The organism is Arthrobacter sp. 08Y14, from assembly GCF_002929455.1.
Lineage (GTDB): Bacteria > Actinomycetota > Actinomycetes > Actinomycetales > Micrococcaceae > Arthrobacter_B > Arthrobacter_B sunyaminii.
This window is the reverse complement of record NZ_PJIX01000003.1, coordinates 198,442-214,082: the sequence shown is the minus strand read 5'-3', so window position 1 is coordinate 214,082 and position 15,641 is coordinate 198,442. Positions and strand designations below refer to the sequence as shown.

Annotated in this window: 14 protein-coding genes and 1 pseudogene; 7 read left to right on the top strand and 8 right to left on the bottom strand. The window is 66.3% G+C overall.

The annotated features are described in order from the left end of the window. Positions 1-40: 40 nt before the first annotated feature. The gene (locus CXR03_RS13410) at positions 41-709 is read right to left on the bottom strand and encodes a hypothetical protein (protein ID WP_104104283.1); all 669 of its coding nucleotides are present in this window, start codon (positions 707-709) and stop codon (positions 41-43) included. 226 nt (positions 710-935) lie between these two features. Here CXR03_RS13410 and CXR03_RS13405 point away from each other — a divergent pair, with 226 nt between their 5' ends. After that, positions 936-2,042: an alpha/beta hydrolase gene (locus tag CXR03_RS13405; RefSeq protein ID WP_104104282.1), complete on the top strand. Its 1,107-nt coding sequence runs from the start codon at positions 936-938 to the stop codon at positions 2,040-2,042. A gap of 15 nt (positions 2,043-2,057) precedes the next feature. On the opposite strand, the gene CXR03_RS13400 is transcribed toward CXR03_RS13405, so the two are convergent. The 3 genes from CXR03_RS13400 to CXR03_RS13390 are packed head-to-tail and all read right to left on the bottom strand — an operon-like array spanning position 2,058 to position 5,016. Then, positions 2,058-2,693: a lactate utilization protein C gene (locus CXR03_RS13400; protein WP_104104281.1), complete on the bottom strand. Its 636-nt coding sequence runs from the start codon at positions 2,691-2,693 to the stop codon at positions 2,058-2,060. Next, on the bottom strand, positions 2,690-4,219 hold the full coding sequence (locus CXR03_RS13395) for a LutB/LldF family L-lactate oxidation iron-sulfur protein (protein WP_104104280.1): 1,530 nt from the start codon (positions 4,217-4,219) through the stop codon (positions 2,690-2,692). The genes CXR03_RS13400 and CXR03_RS13395 overlap by 4 nt, the downstream gene beginning before the upstream one ends. Then, positions 4,216-5,016, bottom strand: a complete 801-nt coding sequence (locus CXR03_RS13390; RefSeq protein WP_104104279.1) for a (Fe-S)-binding protein — start codon at positions 5,014-5,016, stop codon at positions 4,216-4,218. The genes CXR03_RS13395 and CXR03_RS13390 overlap by 4 nt, the downstream gene beginning before the upstream one ends. A 187-nt stretch (positions 5,017-5,203) precedes the next feature. On the opposite strand from CXR03_RS13390, the gene CXR03_RS13385 reads away from it, so the two are divergent. The 3 genes from CXR03_RS13385 to CXR03_RS13375 all read left to right on the top strand — a co-directional run bounded on the left by CXR03_RS13385 (position 5,204) and on the right by CXR03_RS13375 (position 10,800). After that, entirely contained in the window at positions 5,204-6,940 is a 1,737-nt protein-coding gene (locus CXR03_RS13385) for an L-lactate permease (protein ID WP_104104278.1), read from the top strand. Between the two features lie 150 nt (positions 6,941-7,090). After that, a complete protein-coding gene (locus CXR03_RS13380; protein ID WP_104104277.1) occupies positions 7,091-7,825 on the top strand; it encodes a FadR/GntR family transcriptional regulator in 735 nt (244 codons plus the stop codon). 161 nt (positions 7,826-7,986) lie between these two features. Continuing rightward, positions 7,987-10,800 (top strand): FAD-binding and (Fe-S)-binding domain-containing protein, encoded by a 2,814-nt coding sequence (locus tag CXR03_RS13375; RefSeq protein ID WP_104104276.1) that lies wholly within the window; start codon positions 7,987-7,989, stop codon positions 10,798-10,800. Between the two features lie 19 nt (positions 10,801-10,819). On the opposite strand, the gene CXR03_RS13370 is transcribed toward CXR03_RS13375, so the two are convergent. Further along, a complete protein-coding gene (locus CXR03_RS13370; protein ID WP_181034603.1) occupies positions 10,820-11,218 on the bottom strand; it encodes a VOC family protein in 399 nt (132 codons plus the stop codon). Between the two features lie 169 nt (positions 11,219-11,387). On the opposite strand from CXR03_RS13370, the gene CXR03_RS13365 reads away from it, so the two are divergent. From CXR03_RS13365 to CXR03_RS13355, 3 genes are read left to right on the top strand one after another with little or no spacing between them, the layout of a single operon-like run. After that, complete coding sequence (locus CXR03_RS13365; RefSeq protein WP_104104275.1) at positions 11,388-12,275, top strand: aldo/keto reductase; 888 nt, start codon at positions 11,388-11,390, stop codon at positions 12,273-12,275. 52 nt (positions 12,276-12,327) lie between these two features. Beyond that, the gene (locus tag CXR03_RS13360; protein ID WP_104104274.1) at positions 12,328-13,029 is read left to right on the top strand and encodes a type 1 glutamine amidotransferase domain-containing protein; all 702 of its coding nucleotides are present in this window, start codon (positions 12,328-12,330) and stop codon (positions 13,027-13,029) included. A gap of 4 nt (positions 13,030-13,033) precedes the next feature. After that, a complete protein-coding gene (locus tag CXR03_RS13355; RefSeq protein ID WP_104104273.1) occupies positions 13,034-13,888 on the top strand; it encodes an SDR family oxidoreductase in 855 nt (284 codons plus the stop codon). Positions 13,889-13,996: 108 nt separating this feature from the next. Here the strand turns inward: CXR03_RS13355 and CXR03_RS13350 are convergent. The 3 genes and pseudogenes from CXR03_RS13350 to CXR03_RS13340 all read right to left on the bottom strand — a co-directional run. Further along, positions 13,997-14,113 (bottom strand): annotated as a pseudogene (locus tag CXR03_RS13350) (NAD-binding protein); the annotation flags it as partial. Further along, a complete protein-coding gene (locus CXR03_RS13345) occupies positions 14,074-14,898 on the bottom strand; it encodes a glycerophosphodiester phosphodiesterase family protein (RefSeq protein ID WP_258073693.1) in 825 nt (274 codons plus the stop codon). The pseudogene CXR03_RS13350 and the gene CXR03_RS13345, both read right to left, overlap by 40 nt. A gap of 168 nt (positions 14,899-15,066) precedes the next feature. Continuing rightward, the gene (locus CXR03_RS13340; protein ID WP_104104271.1) at positions 15,067-15,522 is read right to left on the bottom strand and encodes a DUF3817 domain-containing protein; all 456 of its coding nucleotides are present in this window, start codon (positions 15,520-15,522) and stop codon (positions 15,067-15,069) included. Between the last annotated feature and the right edge of the window lie 119 nt (positions 15,523-15,641).

The window sequence follows — 15,641 nt, the reverse complement described above, 5'->3', positions numbered from 1 at the left end:
CTCCCTCCCGTGCGTCTCACACCCTCCAGCTTGTACTGACCTACAGGGGAACCCGGGCGTCCGAATGATCAACAAGCCGGCGGGCCGCTCGAGCATGGGCGGAGGCTTCAGCGGACCGCCGGTCCGATTCAAGCAGGGCCGCGCGCCGGGGACCCGGCACCGGCGCCGGCCTGTCGGAGTGTGGCAGGGAAACCGTCCCTGCATTGCGCCGTGCTTCGGTTTTGGCACGCGCGGCGGCAAGCAGCATTTCCCGGCGGACGGCCGCGCGCTCCCCCGGAGCAAGATACTGCACGTGGCGGCCGCTGCTCAGGCGGCGTGCACCCTGGTTGAGCACAAGCCGCAGATCACGCAACCGGGCTTCAACGCTTCCGCCGGGGCGCTCCGTTGCATTCAGGTAGGTGTCACAGGCCCGATGCATCTCCAGCAAAGTATTCGCGGAGGCAGAAGAGCCGGGACGAAGCTCGCTCAGGGTCTCGCGCACCTGCAGACGGATATCAATAACGGTGGAACGGCACCGCGCAGGATCAAGCCCGGACTCAGCGGTGCCGGGACCGTTTTCGGCTAGCGCCCGTTTCAGGTGCACCTGGGTGATCAGTGCCTGCAGCGCCCTTCTCTCGCGCGCGCCCTGAAGCCAGCGCAGCCCCGGCACGGCGGCCGCGACGCCGAGAACCACGCCAATCAGGCTTCCTACCAGAAAAAACCACCACATGTTTTGTCCCTCCCCCAGGATGCGGCTCCGGTTCCGCCGCTGAAAGGGAACAGTACGAACACATTGGCCGGTGCACCAGAGAGATTCGTGAAACGAGTAGCAGCTGCTTGCACCTGTGCCGCCAAACACCACGGGGCATGAGATTCCTCGCAGCAGCCGGCCGGGACCCGCCAGCTGGCGGTAAACGCGCCGTTTGGCGTCCAGAAGCGCGTCCTAGCTTAAAAAGATGAAGATCTTCTCGCTTCCCGCGGTGGGAGTGGCGGCTGGCGCAGCCGCCACTGCCGGATTGGCCGCAGCTGTGGCGCTGCACCGGCACCCCCTGCCGTCGGCACTGCTTATTCGCGGGGTTTTCTCCAGTGCCAACAGATTCCAGGCAACGAAAATCCAGCCCCATATTCCCGGTTTCCGCGTCACGCGCCACCGCGGACTGCACTATCTCGGGACCGGCGGCAAACCGTCCCTGGACCTGTTCCTTCCGGCCACAGACCGAAAACCGCTCCCCGTGGTGATGTGGATCCATGGCGGGGCCTGGATTTCAGGTTCCAAGGAAGACGTGGCACCCTACCTGAAGGTCCTCGCCGGTTACGGCTACGCGGTGGTGGGCGTGGGGTATTCCATCTCGCCCGAAGCGGTCTATCCCACCGCGGTAAAAGAGCTGAACGCGGCGCTGGCTTTCATACGCGAACACGCGGACCGCTACGGGCTGGACCCGAACCGCATTGTTCTCGCCGGTGATTCCGCCGGGGCGCAGCTGGCCGCCCAGCTGGCGCTGGCCGTCACCAACCCGGAGTACGCCAGGGACACCGGTGTTGTCCCCGCGGCCGCACCCGGGCAGCTGCGCGGAATCCTGCTGAACTGCGGTGTTTTCGATTTGGACGCCGTGGCCAGCATGGCAGGCCCCGTGGGCTGGGGCCTGAGGAAGGCGCTCTGGTCCTACACCGGTTCCAAGGACTGGGCAGCGACCTCGGCCGCAGCCCACATGTCCATCCCGGCGCACGTGGACCACCGCTTTCCGCCCACCTACATTTCCGGCGGCAACGGCGACAATCTGACCCTTACCCAGTCCCTTCCCCTGGCGGACCGGCTGGAGGAACTTGGCGTGCCGGTGGTCCGCAGTTTTTGGCCCCAGGACTACAGGCCGGCCCTGGGCCACGAGTACCAGTTCCAGCTGCACCGTCCCGAGGCAAGGGAATCGCTGCAGCAGACCGTTGCCTTCCTGGAGGATGTGACCGGCGTTTCCGCCCTGCCCCGGCGGCCCCTCGAGAAGGTCATCGCCCTGGAGGAGGACCTGCTGGCGGAACTTCCGGAGATCGAGGAGAAACTCGCAGCGTAGCGGTAACCCGCAGCCTCAGCTGCGGACGATAACGACGTCCAGGTTCCGCGGCCCGTGCACTCCTTCGACCCGTTCCAGCTCGATGTCCGAAGTGGCGCTGGGACCACTGATCCAGGTCAGCGGACGGGTGCCGTCCAGCCGGCGCAGCGCTTCGGGAAGAATCCCGGCGATGTCCCCTTCCCGGACCACACAAATGTGGTGGTCCGGAACCAGCGTGATGGCGCGCCGGCCCTGGTTCGGGCTGCCGTCCAAGATGATTGTTCCGGTCTCCGCCACGGAGACGGCGCTGCCGGTGACCACGGCGTCCACCGCATCCAGCTCCGCCACGCTCAGCGGCGCGTCCGCGGCGTCGACCCGGCGGCGCCCGGGGGCCGCTGCTTCCGCGTCCGCCAGCCAGGCGCCGTCGATCCCGGCGGGAACCACGTAACTGGCGGCGTCCCGGAGCAGCTCGGCGATCCGCGGAGCCAGCCCCGCTTCATCCACCACGGTGACTCCGGCCTTGTAATCCACCAGCCGGTCCACGAGCAGTTCAATGCGTTCTTCGGCGCTCATGCCGGAGTCTTCGCGGTAGGTCCGCGGAATCTCCGGCGCCGCAGGGTGATCCCGCAGCGCTGAGCGCAGCCGGTCCAGGATGTCTGTCCGTGCGCTCATGCCTGTTCTCCCGTGCTCGCGGAATCCGTGGGGGTGGACCCCGCAGCGGGATCCTTGTGGTCCTTGGCCCACCAGTCGCGGAACGATGCGGCGGGCGGAGCCGGGATGTCCCGGCTCTGTGTCCAGCCGCCCACGAGGCCGGGCAGCTTGGTGATCTTCTTCTTGCGTCCGGCAGCAATCCGGCCCAGGGGCAGTCCCTTTTCCAGCAATCCAAGATGCTTGCCGGAGGAGAACGCCCAGGCAGCGCCCTTCATCATCAGGTCCATCTGGGAGGGCAGCTTCTTTTTGCCCCGCTTGCTGTCCACGTCCTCGGCGCGCAGGTGCACCAGGATTTCCGGGATGTTGATTTTTACCGGGCAGGCGTCATAGCAGGCGCCGCAGAGCGAGGAGGCATACGGCAGCGAACTGTTTTCCTCGGAAGTAATGCCGGTCATCAGCGGCGACAGGATGGCGCCGATGGGCCCCGGATAGGTGGAGCCGTAGGCATGGCCTCCGGTGCGTTCGTACACCGGGCATACATTCATGCACGCCGAGCAGCGGATGCAGTGCAGGGCCGAGCGGCCCATTTCATCGGCCAGGGCGGCGCTGCGGCCGTTGTCCAGGAGCACCAGGTGCACGTTCTGCGGGCCGTCGCCTTCGGTGACGCCGGTCCACAGCGAGGTGTAGGGATTCATCCGTTCCCCGGTGGAGGAGCGCGGCAGCAGCTGCATGAACACTTCAAGGTCCTGCCAGGACGGCAGCAGCTTTTCCACGCCCATGACGGTGATCAGGGTTTCGGGCAGGGTCAGGCACATGCGCCCGTTGCCTTCGGATTCGACGACGGCGAGGGTCCCGGCGTCTGCGATCGCAAAGTTGGCACCGGAGATGGCCACCTTGGCGGAAAGGAACTTCCGGCGCAGGTGGGCACGCGCAGCTTCGGCCAGCTTGGCCGGGTTGTCGGTGAGGTCCGGGTCGACGCCGGGCATTTCCCGCAGGAAGATGTCCCGGACCTGGGTGCGGTTCTTGTGGATGGCAGGGACCAGGATGTGGCTGGGCTTGTCATGGTCCAGCTGCACAATCAGCTCGGCCAGGTCGGTTTCAAAGGCGGCAATGCCCTGTTCTTCCAGGTACTCGTTCAGGCCGATTTCCTGGGTGGCCATGGACTTCACCTTGACCACTTCGTCCACGCCCTGTTCGCGGATCAGGTCGCGGACAATCTCGTTGGCTTCAGCAGCGTCCCGGGCCCAGTGGATAATGCCGCCGCGGGCCGTGAAGTTCTGCTCAAACTGTTCCAGCAGCTCGGGCAGCCGGGCCATGACGGCCTGTTTGGTGGCGCTTCCGGCGCTGCGCAGGTCCTCCCAGTCCGGCAGTTCCCCCACCACCCGCAGCCGCTTGTCGCGGATGGTGTGGGTGGCGTGGCCCAGATTGACGCGCAGCTGGCTGTTGCCCAGCTCGCGCTTGGCCGCCGAAGGGAAGGACTCGGTGGCGTTGAGGTTGCCCTGCCCGAAGACGGGCAGCGTTGGCATGCCCAGGTAGGTGGTGCTCATCGGGAAGCCTTTCCGCTCACGAGAACGTCTCCGGTGACGGACACCGGATTTTCACGGGTGCTGGCGAGGATATCGGCGAGGTGCAGGGTGGTGACGCTGCTGCCTTCCCGGGAAAGCCCGCCGCCAATGTGCAGCAGGCAGGAGGCGTCTCCGCCGGAGCACAGCTCGGCTCCGGTGGCTCTAATGTTGGCTGTTTTGTCCTCGAGCATGGCGGTGGAAACATCCGCGTTCTTCATCGAGAAGGTGCCGCCGAAGCCGCAGCACTGGTCAGCCTGGGGCAGCGGCTGCACGGTGATCCCGCCAACGCTCTGGAGCAGGTTCAGCTGCCGGTCACCCAGCCGCAGCAGGCGCATGCCGTGGCAGCTGGGGTGGTAGGTGACGTTGTGCGGGAACCAGGATCCCAGCTGTTCGGCGGCGTTGGTGACGCCGAGAACGTCGGTCAGGAGTGCGGACAGCTCATATGTCTTGGCGCCGACGGCTTCCGCCCGGGCTTCCAGGGCTGCGTCGCCGCAGGACCGGGCCACCATTGCATGCTGGTGTTTCACCGAGGCGACACAGGAACCGGAAGGCGCGACGGCGACGTCGTAGTCCTGCGATTCGAAGGCTTCAATGTGGTTGCGGACCACGGGAACGGCCTCGGGCAGGTATCCGGAGTTCACGTGCATCTGCCCGCAGCAGGCCTGCCCGGCGGGGAACACCACTTCGTGCCCCAGCCGCTCGAGGATGGCCACCGTTGCCCGGGCGGTGCGCGGATACATCGCGTCCACGATGCAGGTGGCGAATAGAGCGATTCTCATGGCTGCCTTTCAGCGGGGCAATGCCCCGAACGTGTGGTCTGACCATAGTAGAACATGTTACGGCGGACACATCCAAGCCCGCCGGTGCTGGTGACCACCATCACAGACATCCGCAATTTGCGCTAGACTCCTATGGTCTGACCACTGTGGCCTGACCATACCTTGCCCCTCAAAGCGGAGGAACCCCGTGGAGTCGTTCATTCCCAGCACTGATCCGGTGCTCAACAGTGTTGCCGTGTCGGCACTGGTGGCCCTTGTGCCGCTGCTGACCTTCTTTGTGTTGCTTGCCTACGTCAAGGTCAAGGCGCACGTAGCGGGCGGGGTGGCCCTGCTGGTGGCGCTCGCCGTTGCCGTCTTCGCTTTTAAGATGCCGGCGGGCCTGGCCGCGCTGTCCGCCACCCAGGGCGCCGTCTTTGGCGCCTTTCCGGTGCTGTGGATTGTCATCATGGCCATTTGGCTCTACCAGATCACCGTCCTGAGCGGCCGGTTCGAGGACCTGCGCCGGGTCTTTGATGTCATTGGCGGCGGGGACGTGCGCGTGCAGGCCATCCTGGTGGCGTTCTGCTTCGGCGGCCTGCTGGAGGCGCTGGCCGGGTTCGGCGCCCCCGTGGCCATCACGGCCACCATGCTCGTGGCGCTGGGCATCAAGCCGCTCAAGGCCGCAGCCGCCGTGCTCGTGGCCAACACCGCACCTGTCGCCTTCGGCGCCATGGCCATTCCGATCACCACCGCCGCATCGCTGACCGGCCTCGATGCCGGCCACATCGGCGCAGTTGTTGGGCGGCAGGCGCCGGTGCTGGCCGTCGTCGTGCCGCTGATCCTGGTCTTCATCCTCGACGGCCGCCGCGGCGTCGGGGACACCTGGCCGGCCGCCTTGATCACCGGTGTTGCCTTCGCCGCCGCGCAGGTGCTCTGCTCCACCTTCTTCTCCTACGAGCTCACCGACATCGTGGCGGCGCTGGCCGGCCTGGGTGCCGCCGTCGTCTTCCTGAAGTTCTGGCAGCCCCGCGGCCTGGAAGCCGCCCGCGAGCGCATGGGCCTGCCGGCCCTGACAGCCGCAGGTTCCGCTTCCGTCAACGCCGGCGGTTCCGGAGACCGCGGCCGCAGTGCCGCAGCCGTGAAGGACGGGAACTCTCTGACCCGCTCCCGCACCCTGCTGGCCCTCTTCCCCTATTTCCTGGTGATCCTGATCTTTGGCATCGCCAAGCTGTGGAAGTGGGGCGCGGATGTTCCCGCTTTCCTGGCCTCCACGGACATCAAGGTGCCCTGGCCCTGGCTGCACGACCGCCTGCTCAGTGACGCCGGTGAGCCCGTCTCCTCCACCATTTACACCTTTAACTGGCTCTCCAGTCCGGGCACGCTGCTGCTGATCACGGGGCTTATTGTGTGTGCGGTCTACGCCAAGTACGACGACGGCGGCCGGTATGCCATGACCGTGGGCAACGGTGTGGCGGAGATCTTCCGCACCATCTGGAACATGCGCTGGGCCGGCCTGACCATCCTCTCCGTGCTGTCCCTGGCCTACGTCATGAACTTCTCCGGACAGACCGTGTCCATCGGCACCTGGCTTGCCGGAACCGGGGCGTTCTTTGCCTTCCTCTCCCCCGTGCTGGGCTGGATCGGCACCGCCGTCACCGGCTCCGACACCTCAGCCAACGCCCTGTTTGCCCGGCTCCAGCAGACCGCCGGCATCGAGGCCGGCATCGATCCGAACCTGCTCGTTGCCGCCAACACCACCGGCGGCGTGGTGGGCAAGCTGATCAGCCCGCAGAACCTCGCCATTGCGGTCACCGCCGTGAAACTGGACGGCCAGGAATCGGTGCTGCTGCGCAAGGTGGTGGGCTGGAGCGTTGGCCTCCTGCTGGTGCTGTGCACCCTGGTCTATCTGCAGTCCACGCCGATCCTGGGGTGGATGCTGCCGTAGCCGGACTCCCCGTTTCGGGGAGCAGTTGCAGCAGGCTGCGGTTGCAGCACAAGTGCGGGGCCGGATCTTCTCCGGCCCCGCACTTTGCTGTCCGGCTACCGCAAGTCCTGAGGGTCGTTTTCCGGTTCCGGCACATGGCAGGATGGAGCGGTGACAGATCAACCGCGGCGCAGTTATGACCTGCTGCTGGAAAACATTGAAGCCGACCTCCGGTCCGGCGCCATCTCCCTCGGTGACCAGCTGCCCGGCGAACGGACACTTGCCGAGACGTACGGCATCTCCCGGGCCTCCGTGCGGGAGGGCATCCGCATCCTGGATGCCATGGGCGTGCTGCGTTCCTCCTCGGGCTCAGGACCCAAATCCGGAGCGATCATCATCTCCGAGCCGTCGGCCGGACTTTCCTCCGCACTGCGCCTGCACATGGCAAGCAGCAGGCTTCCGGTGGCCGATATTGTCCAGACCCGGATTCTGCTCGAGACCTGGGCTGCAGCAGCGGGCGCCGCCCAACCTCCGTCGGACGCTGCGGACACCGCCCTGGCGAGCGCCGCCGCACTCCTGGAAGCCATGGACGCCCCGGGCATTGAGCGCGAGGCCTACCACCTGCTGGACGCACAGTTCCATGTGGTGCTCAGCTCCCTGGCCGGCAACGCGGTCATTGAAACCATGATGGCCTCCCTCAGCGGCGCCATCAGCGGATATGTGCAGAAAGCCGTGGACGGCATGGACGATTGGCCCGCCGTCATGACACAGCTGCAGCGCCACCACCATGGGATCTACGACGCCGTGGCCTCCCGGCGCGGGGATGACGCCGCCGAACTTCTGCGCGAGCACATCCAGTGGTTCTATCTGCAGGTTCCGCGGGAAGAGAAGGACGCCTCCTCCTAACACCCGGCCCGGACCTGGCACGGCGACTACCCGAGTATCGCCGTCGTCTTGCACGGACGGGCGGAGGCTGTGGCCTGACCAACTTTCCTCCGGACGTGTTGACGCTTACATTTGAAGGCGGGAGCACCGTCGTTCCCTCTGGATGGTTGGATCAGGATTAGATGAGCGTTCAAACAGCAGTTCCGACAGCGGCGTCCTTTGCGGCGCTTGGCACACAGGACATCAGCACCCGGGACATCGACCGCCGCAAAATGGCCCACGATGCCTCGCACTACCTGCTGATTCCGGAAGCGGTGGCCACGCCCCGCACGGCAGACGACGTCGGCTCCCTCCTGCGCCGCAGCCGTGAACTGGGGATTCCGGCCACCTTCCGCTCCGGCGGCACCTCCCTGTCCGGCCAAAGCCAGAGCGACAGCCTGCTGATTAACACCCGTCAGCATTTCCGCGGCATCGAGGTGCTCGACGGCGGTGCCCGGGTCCGGGTGCAGCCCGGCGCCACAGTGCGGGCGGTCAATTCCAGGCTGGCAGCCCACGGACGCAAACTTGGCCCCGACCCGGCGTCGGAGATCGCCTGCACCATTGGCGGCGTCGTCGCCAACAACTCCTCGGGCATGGCCTGCGGCACTGAGTTCAACACCTACCAGACCATCGAGTCCATGGTGATGGTGCTGCCCTCGGGCACCGTGATCGACACTGCCGCCCCCGACGCCGAGACCAAGCTGCGGACCCTGGAACCGGAACTTTTCGAAGGTTTGCTGCGCCTGCGCGGACGCATTGTGGCCAACCCGCACTCCGTGGCCACCATCGAGCGGCTGTTCTCCATGAAGAACACCATGGGCTACGGCCTTAACGCGTTCCTGGACTACGAAAGTCCGGTGGACATCCTGACCCACCTCATGGTCGGCAGCGAAGGAACCCTGGGCTTCGTGGCCGAAGCAACCTTCCGCACCATTCCGGCGCTGCCCAAGGTGGCCACCGGACTGATGTTCTTCGACTCGCTGGACGGGGCCGCCACCGCCCTGCCCGAGCTGGTGGCCTCCGGACTGGCCACTATTGAACTGATGGATTCGACGTCGCTGCGCGTGGCCGCGGCGGATCCCGCCGCTCCGCCGGAACTGCGGAATCTGGACATCGTCTCCCACGCCGCTCTGCTGGTGGAGCACCAGGGACGCACCGCGGAAGAGCTGGCCGATAAGCGCGAAGCCTCGCGGGGCCTTTTTGAATCGCTGGCGCTGGCGGCTCCGTTTGCCATGACGGACAATGCCAAGGACCGCGCTGCCATGTGGCACCTGCGCAAGGGCCTTTACACCACTGTGGCCGGCGCCCGTCCTTCGGGCACCAACGCCCTGCTGGAGGACATTGTGGTTCCGGTGCCGTCACTGGCTTCCACCTGCAAGGAACTGTCACGGCTCTTCACCGAGCACCGCTACCAGGACTCGGTCATCTTCGGCCATGCCAAGGACGGCAACATCCACTTCATGCTCAACGAGCGCTTCGATGATCCGGTGGAACTGGCCCGTTACCAGGCGTTTACCGAGGAGATGGTGGACCTGGTGCTGGACAACGGCGGCTCGCTGAAGGCCGAGCACGGCACCGGCCGGATCATGGCCCCCTTTGTCCGCCGGCAGTACGGCGACGAGCTGTATGAGGTCATGTGCGAGCTGAAGGCCCTGGTTGATGCACCGAACCTGCTCAACCCCGGCGTCATCATCAACGATGACCCGGCGTCCTACATCGCGGACCTCAAGGTGGCCCCTACTGTTGAAGCCGAGGTGGACCGCTGCGTGGAGTGCGGCTACTGCGAGCCGGTCTGCCCCAGCAAGGACCTCACCACCACGCCGCGCCAGCGCATTGTGCTGCGCCGGGAAATTGCCGCCGCCGAAGCCCGCGGGGACGCTGTCCTGGCCAAGGAACTGCGCAAGGACTATGAGTACGACGGCGTCCAGACGTGCGCTGCGGACGGCATGTGCGTCACGGCGTGCCCGGTGCTGATTAATACCGGCGACCTGGTGCGCCGGCTGCGCAAGGAAAACGCCAATGCAGTTGCCGATGCCGGGTGGAAGACCGCCGCGGAGCACTGGTCTACTGTCACGGTGGCTGGCGGCAAGGCGCTGAGCCTGGCCAACGCCATGCCGGCGCTGCTGCCCAAGGCGGCCACCGCCGTCGCCCGAGCCGTGGCCGGCACCGAAAACGTTCCCGCCTATGAAACCGTGCTGCCCGCCGGCGGCTCCAAACGCACACCGCGGGAGGACCCGGCCGCCGTGGCCGTCTACTTCCCGGCCTGCATCGGAACCATGTTCGGTCCGGCCGGCAAAGGGGAGGGCGTCTCCGCGGCCTTCCTGGAGCTGTGCGGGCGCGCGGACATCGGTGTGCGGATTCCGGCGGGCATCGAAGACCTGTGCTGCGGCACGCCCTGGAAGTCCAAGGGCTATGGCAAGGGCTATGCGGTCATGACCGAACGCGTGCTCGCGAACCTGTGGGAAGCCACCGGCGGCGGCGCGCTGCCTGTGGTCTGCGACGCAGCCTCCTGCACCGAGGGCCTGGACACCATGAAACGGCTGGCCGGGGAAAGCCCGGACTATCCCGGGCTGCAGTTCATCGATTCGGTGGACTTCGTCCGGGACACCGTCCTGCCGCAGCTGACCGTGACGCGGAAGCTGCCGTCCATGGCCCTGCACCCCACGTGTTCCTCCACCCAGCTCGGGGCCAACGATGCCCTGCAGGCGATTGCCCGGGCTGCGGCGGAGGAAGTGTTTGTGCCGCCAAGCTGGGGCTGCTGCGCCTTTGCGGGTGACCGCGGGCTGCTGCATCCGGAGCTGACGGCTTCGGCCACGGACAAGCAGGCGGCTGAGATCAACGAACGCGAGTTCGCTGCCTATGCCTCCGTGAACCGGACCTGTGAGATCGGCATGTCCAAGGCCACCGGCCACACCTACCGGCATGTGCTGGAGTATCTGGCCGAAGCCACTCGGTGAGTCTCGCGTTCGCCGACACTCAGGGATGCTGGGACTCCGACGGCAGCGTGGGCGGAATCTCGGGGAGCTCCTGCAGCGACCACTGGTTGCCGTCCGGATCGCTGAAATACACGAAGGTCCCCCAATCCAGCGGGGTGATGTCGCTGGCGGCCACGCCATGGTCCACCAGATGCTGCCGTGCATCCGCTGCGCTGGGAACCACCACCTGGATCCGCTGCGTACCGGGGACCATGTCCGTGGTCCCCGGGCCGATGACCACGGAACAGGCCGATCCCGGCGGCGTCAGCTGCACGAAGCGCAGCTCCGGATTCACGCGCTCATCGAAGTCCGCGTTGAAACCGAGCTGGTCCACGTAAAATGCCTTGGAGGCGTCTACGTCGGACACCGGTACGGGTACAAGTTCGATCTTCCAGTCCATGCCTTTCACGTTAGGACCGGTTTGTCCGGCGGAGAATCCCTCCGCGGCCAACTACGGTCCGCAAGAGACGCGAACATGTGCTGCGCCCCTCCTGCGGACGAAAACGGCATGAGGGCAAACATCAGGGTGCTGAGGAATAAACCCCCGGCCGCACCTTGTTGGCGCTTATATGACTGATACGACGGAAACTTCACCCGCCCTGTCCCCCACCATCGACCTCAAGGACCTCGGCACCGTTCACCGCCTGGGCTTCGGCGCCATGCGGATTGTGGGACCCGGTGTGTGGGGCGAACCTGAGAGCCGGGGCACCGCCGTCGACGTGGTGCGCCGCGCCGTCGAGCTGGGCGTTGACTTCATCGACACCGCCGACTCCTACGGCCCGAACATCAGCGAAGAGATCATCGCCGAGGCGCTCTACCCCTACCCGGACGGCGTGCGGATTGCCACCAAGGTCGGCTTTGTCCGCACCGGACCGGACGTCTGGGTCCCGGTGGGCCGCCCGGAGTACCTGCGCCAGCAGACCGAGCTGTCGCTGCGCAAGCTCAAGGTCGACTCCCTTGACCTGCTGCAGCTGCACCGCATTGACCCGAAGGTGGACCGTGACGAGCAGTTTGCCGTGCTGCGCGACCTGCAGCAGGAGGGCAAGGTCAAGGCCCTGGGCCTGTCCCAGGTCTCCGTCGAGGATCTGGAAGCGGCGGCCAAGTTCTTCACCGTCTCCACTGTGCAGAACCGCTACAACCTCACCGACCGCTCCTCCGAGGATGTCCTGAAGTATTCCGAGGACAACGGCATCGGTTTCATCCCGTGGGCACCGATTTCCGCCGGCGAGCTGGCAAAGCAGGGTGGCCCCGTTGATGAGGCAGCCAAGCGCCTCGGCGCCAGCACCTCGCAGGTGGCCCTGGCCTGGCTCCTGCGCCGCTCCCCGGTCATGATGCCGATCCCGGGCACCGGTTCCATCGCCCACCTCGAAGACAACCTGGGTGCCGCCAACATCGCGCTCGACGACGCCACCTTCGCGGAGCTCGACGCCGCCGGCGCCGCCGCAGCCGCCAAGTAAACAGACTTTCCCCACTGTTCCGCATTTCCGCCAAGCAAAGGAGCCACAACGCATGGCTAACATCCTGATGGTCGTATCAGCCGCCGATTCCCTCACCATGAAAGACGGCAGCGAACACCCAACCGGCTACTGGGCCGAAGAGCTCGTGGAATCCCACCGTGTGCTGCGCGAAGCCGGGCACACCGTCCGCATCGCCACCCCGGGCGGCACCAAGCCGACGGTTGACCAGGTGTCCCTGGCCCCCGAGTCCGCCGGCAGCCCGGAAAAGGCCGCCGCCTTCACCCAGTACATCTCCTTCATCGACGCCGAGCTGTCCTCGCCGCTGGTGCTCGCTGACGCTGACATCTCCGAGTACGACGCCGTTGTCATGCCGGGCGGGCACGGCCCCATGGCGGATCTGGCCTTCGACAAGGATCTGGGACGGATCCTCATTGCAGCCGACAACGACGGAAAGATCATCGCTCCGTTCTGTCACGGCCCGGCAGGTTTGCTGAGCGCCGAGACCGAGAACGGCGACTTCGTCTTTGCCGGCCGCAAACTCACCGTCTTCACGGACGAAGAAGAGCTGGGCGGCGGCACCGGAGAAAACACCCCTTGGTTCTGCGAGGACGTGCTGCGCAACAAGGGCGCCGTCGTGGAGTCCGGCCCGGCATGGACCAGCTATGTGGTCCGCGACCGGAACCTGATTTCCGGCCAGAACCCCCAGTCCAGCGAAGACGTGGCCAAGGCCGTGCTCTCCGCCCTGGCTGAGTAAAACCATGACGGTCCTGATCGCCGGCTGCGGTGATCTGGGCACGGAAGCCGGCCTGCGGTTCGCCGCGGCCGGCTTTTCCGTGCTCGGATGGCGCCGCTCCCCCGAAAACATTCCTGCTCCGATCATGGGCCGGGCCGCCGACCTGACCGGTTCCAGCGGTGAGCTGCCGCGCATTCCTGCGGACACCGACGTCGTCGTCATTGCCGTGGCCGCCGGCCGGCGCAGCGAGGACGCGTACCGCGCTGCATATGTGGACGGCACCGCCAACGTCCTGGACGCACTGGAACGCGACGGCGTGCACCCGCAGCGGATCCTGTTCGTGTCCTCCACAGCCGTGTATGGCGATGCCGGAGGTGCCTGGGTGGACGAGAACACACCGGCGGCACCGGCGTCCGCCACCGGCGCCGTGATCCTCGAGGCCGAGGAGCTGCTGCACTCGCGCCGGCCGGACGCCGTCGTGCTCCGGCTGTCCGGAATCTACGGACCGGGCCGCACCCGGCTGATCGACTCCGTCACGGCCGGCACCGCCGCGGTTCCGGCCGTCCCGCAGCTGACCAACCGTATCCACCGGGACGACGCTGCGGCGGCGATTGTGCATCTGACCACGGCGGTGGCGGATCCCGCTCCGCTGTATGTGGGCGTTGACGATGAGCCGGCGGACCTGGCCGACGTGCTGCGGTTTCTGGCCACGGAACTCGGACGGGACCTGCCGGAGCCTTCGCTGACGGAATCCAGCAGGGGCGGGGACCGCAGACTCTCCAACGCGCGGCTGAGTGGCACCGGGTTTACGTTTACCTATCCCACCTTTCGGGAAGGGTATCGGGCGGTGCTCGCCGGGGCCGGCGTCCGGCACGGCTAGCGGGTCGAGTCGCTGTCAGTAGGTCCGGATCACCTGGGAGTCATCCTTCGAGCCCAGCCACGCTCACTGGGTGCCTGAAACTGCCCTCGTCACCTCGGCATCGAGTCCCTGCAGCATGCGGGGGCCGCGATCGGAAAGCATCCAGGATCCGCCGGCACCGCCGACGACTGCAGGCAGTACCTTCGTCAGGTCCAGGCCGAGCCTTTCCGCGAGGGCAAGAGCTTCGCGGCCTGCCCTGCGGCTACGTGGCGGAGCCCAGCAGATCCACAAAGGCAGCCGGATAGTCCGTAATGATCGCATCCACGCCAAGCCCAATCATCCGGGACATTAGCCTGCTCGTTGACCGTGTACACCCACAGCCCCAGCCCGGCGGCCCGGATGGCCTCAGTACCGGAGACGTCCAGCGAGGAGTGATCCGCAACAATTCCCTGCACGCCCCGGCTGGCGCTTTCGGACAGGAGAGCCGCGCCCGGAACCGTTTCGACCAGCTGCCACACGGGAATGCCCGGCGCCGCTAAGGCGAAGGCGCGAACCGCCCCCGGGTCAAAGGAGCTGACTGCAACGGGGTTGTGCCGGAGCAGTCGGCTCCAGGCCGGTCCTTTCAATGCGGCAGCGAGGGCCTCCTCCACGCCGGGTGAGTCCTGCGGTGCCTTGATGTCGAGGTTGACGCCCAGGGCGAAGTCGACGGCGGCAGGCAGGTCGGCCAGGAACAGGATCGGTTCCCCGGCATAGCGCCCGTCGAAATAGCTGCCGGCATCCAGGCGCCGGAGTTCATCAGCGGTGAAGGACGTGATGGGAGCGTCGGCACGGTCGGGAAAGACCTCGGACGCATTGGTGGTGCGGGTGCCGGTTCCGTCATGGAAAAGGAACAATTCTCCGTCGGCGCTGAGCCGGACATCCGTCTCCACCATCTCGGCCCCGGCGTCGCGCGCCTGGGCGAAGGACACCGCCGTGTTTTCCGGTGCCAGCCCGCTGTTGCCGCGGTGTCCCACCACCAGCGGTCCGTGCATGTCGCCTGTCGCCATTTTCCGCATGCTCCCTCAGTTGCCGCTGGTTCTGTCCTCCCCCACTGTATTCCGGCTTGTATGCAGCCACTTGCCGTTCTTTAAGACGCAAGAGGCGGCCTTCCCTCCAGGGAAAGCCGCCTCAGTGACGTTATTGCCGGCCGGGTGTTCAGATCAGCCCTTCGGAATGGGCGGGCCCAGGATCAGGAGAACGAAGAAGACCGCGGCCACCAGTACCAACGTCACCAGGGCAGCTGCCACCGGACGGCGAAGCACCAGAGCGGCGACCTTGTCCACCGGGTTGGAAGGTTCCTCGCCGCCCGGCGCCATGCGCCAGCCGCCGTCCAAGAGCCCGCGGCGGTCCACGGAGCGTTCAAACGGAATGGTCGCCCAAGGAACGACGGCGAGCACCACGCCCAGGATGCCGGTGCGTGCCGGCCACTTCTGGTTGGCCCAGACAAAGAGGGTCACCGCTGCGTAGGACAGGAACACGAATCCGTGCAGGCCTCCTGCGACGGGGGTGAAGCTCTCATTGTCGAAACCGTATTTGGCCACCAGGGCGGCGATGAGCAGTGTCCATGTAACAGCCTCCGCAAAGGCCAGGGAGGTGAAGAGTTTTCGGGGGGTCATGGTGGTGCGCTTACCTTCCACAGGGGTCTTGCCAACAGTATGTCAGGATCGTGCGGGCGGTGGCCAATCGGCGTCCGCGTCCCTCATACCCCTGTGTTCATTCGATTGCCGGAGCGAAG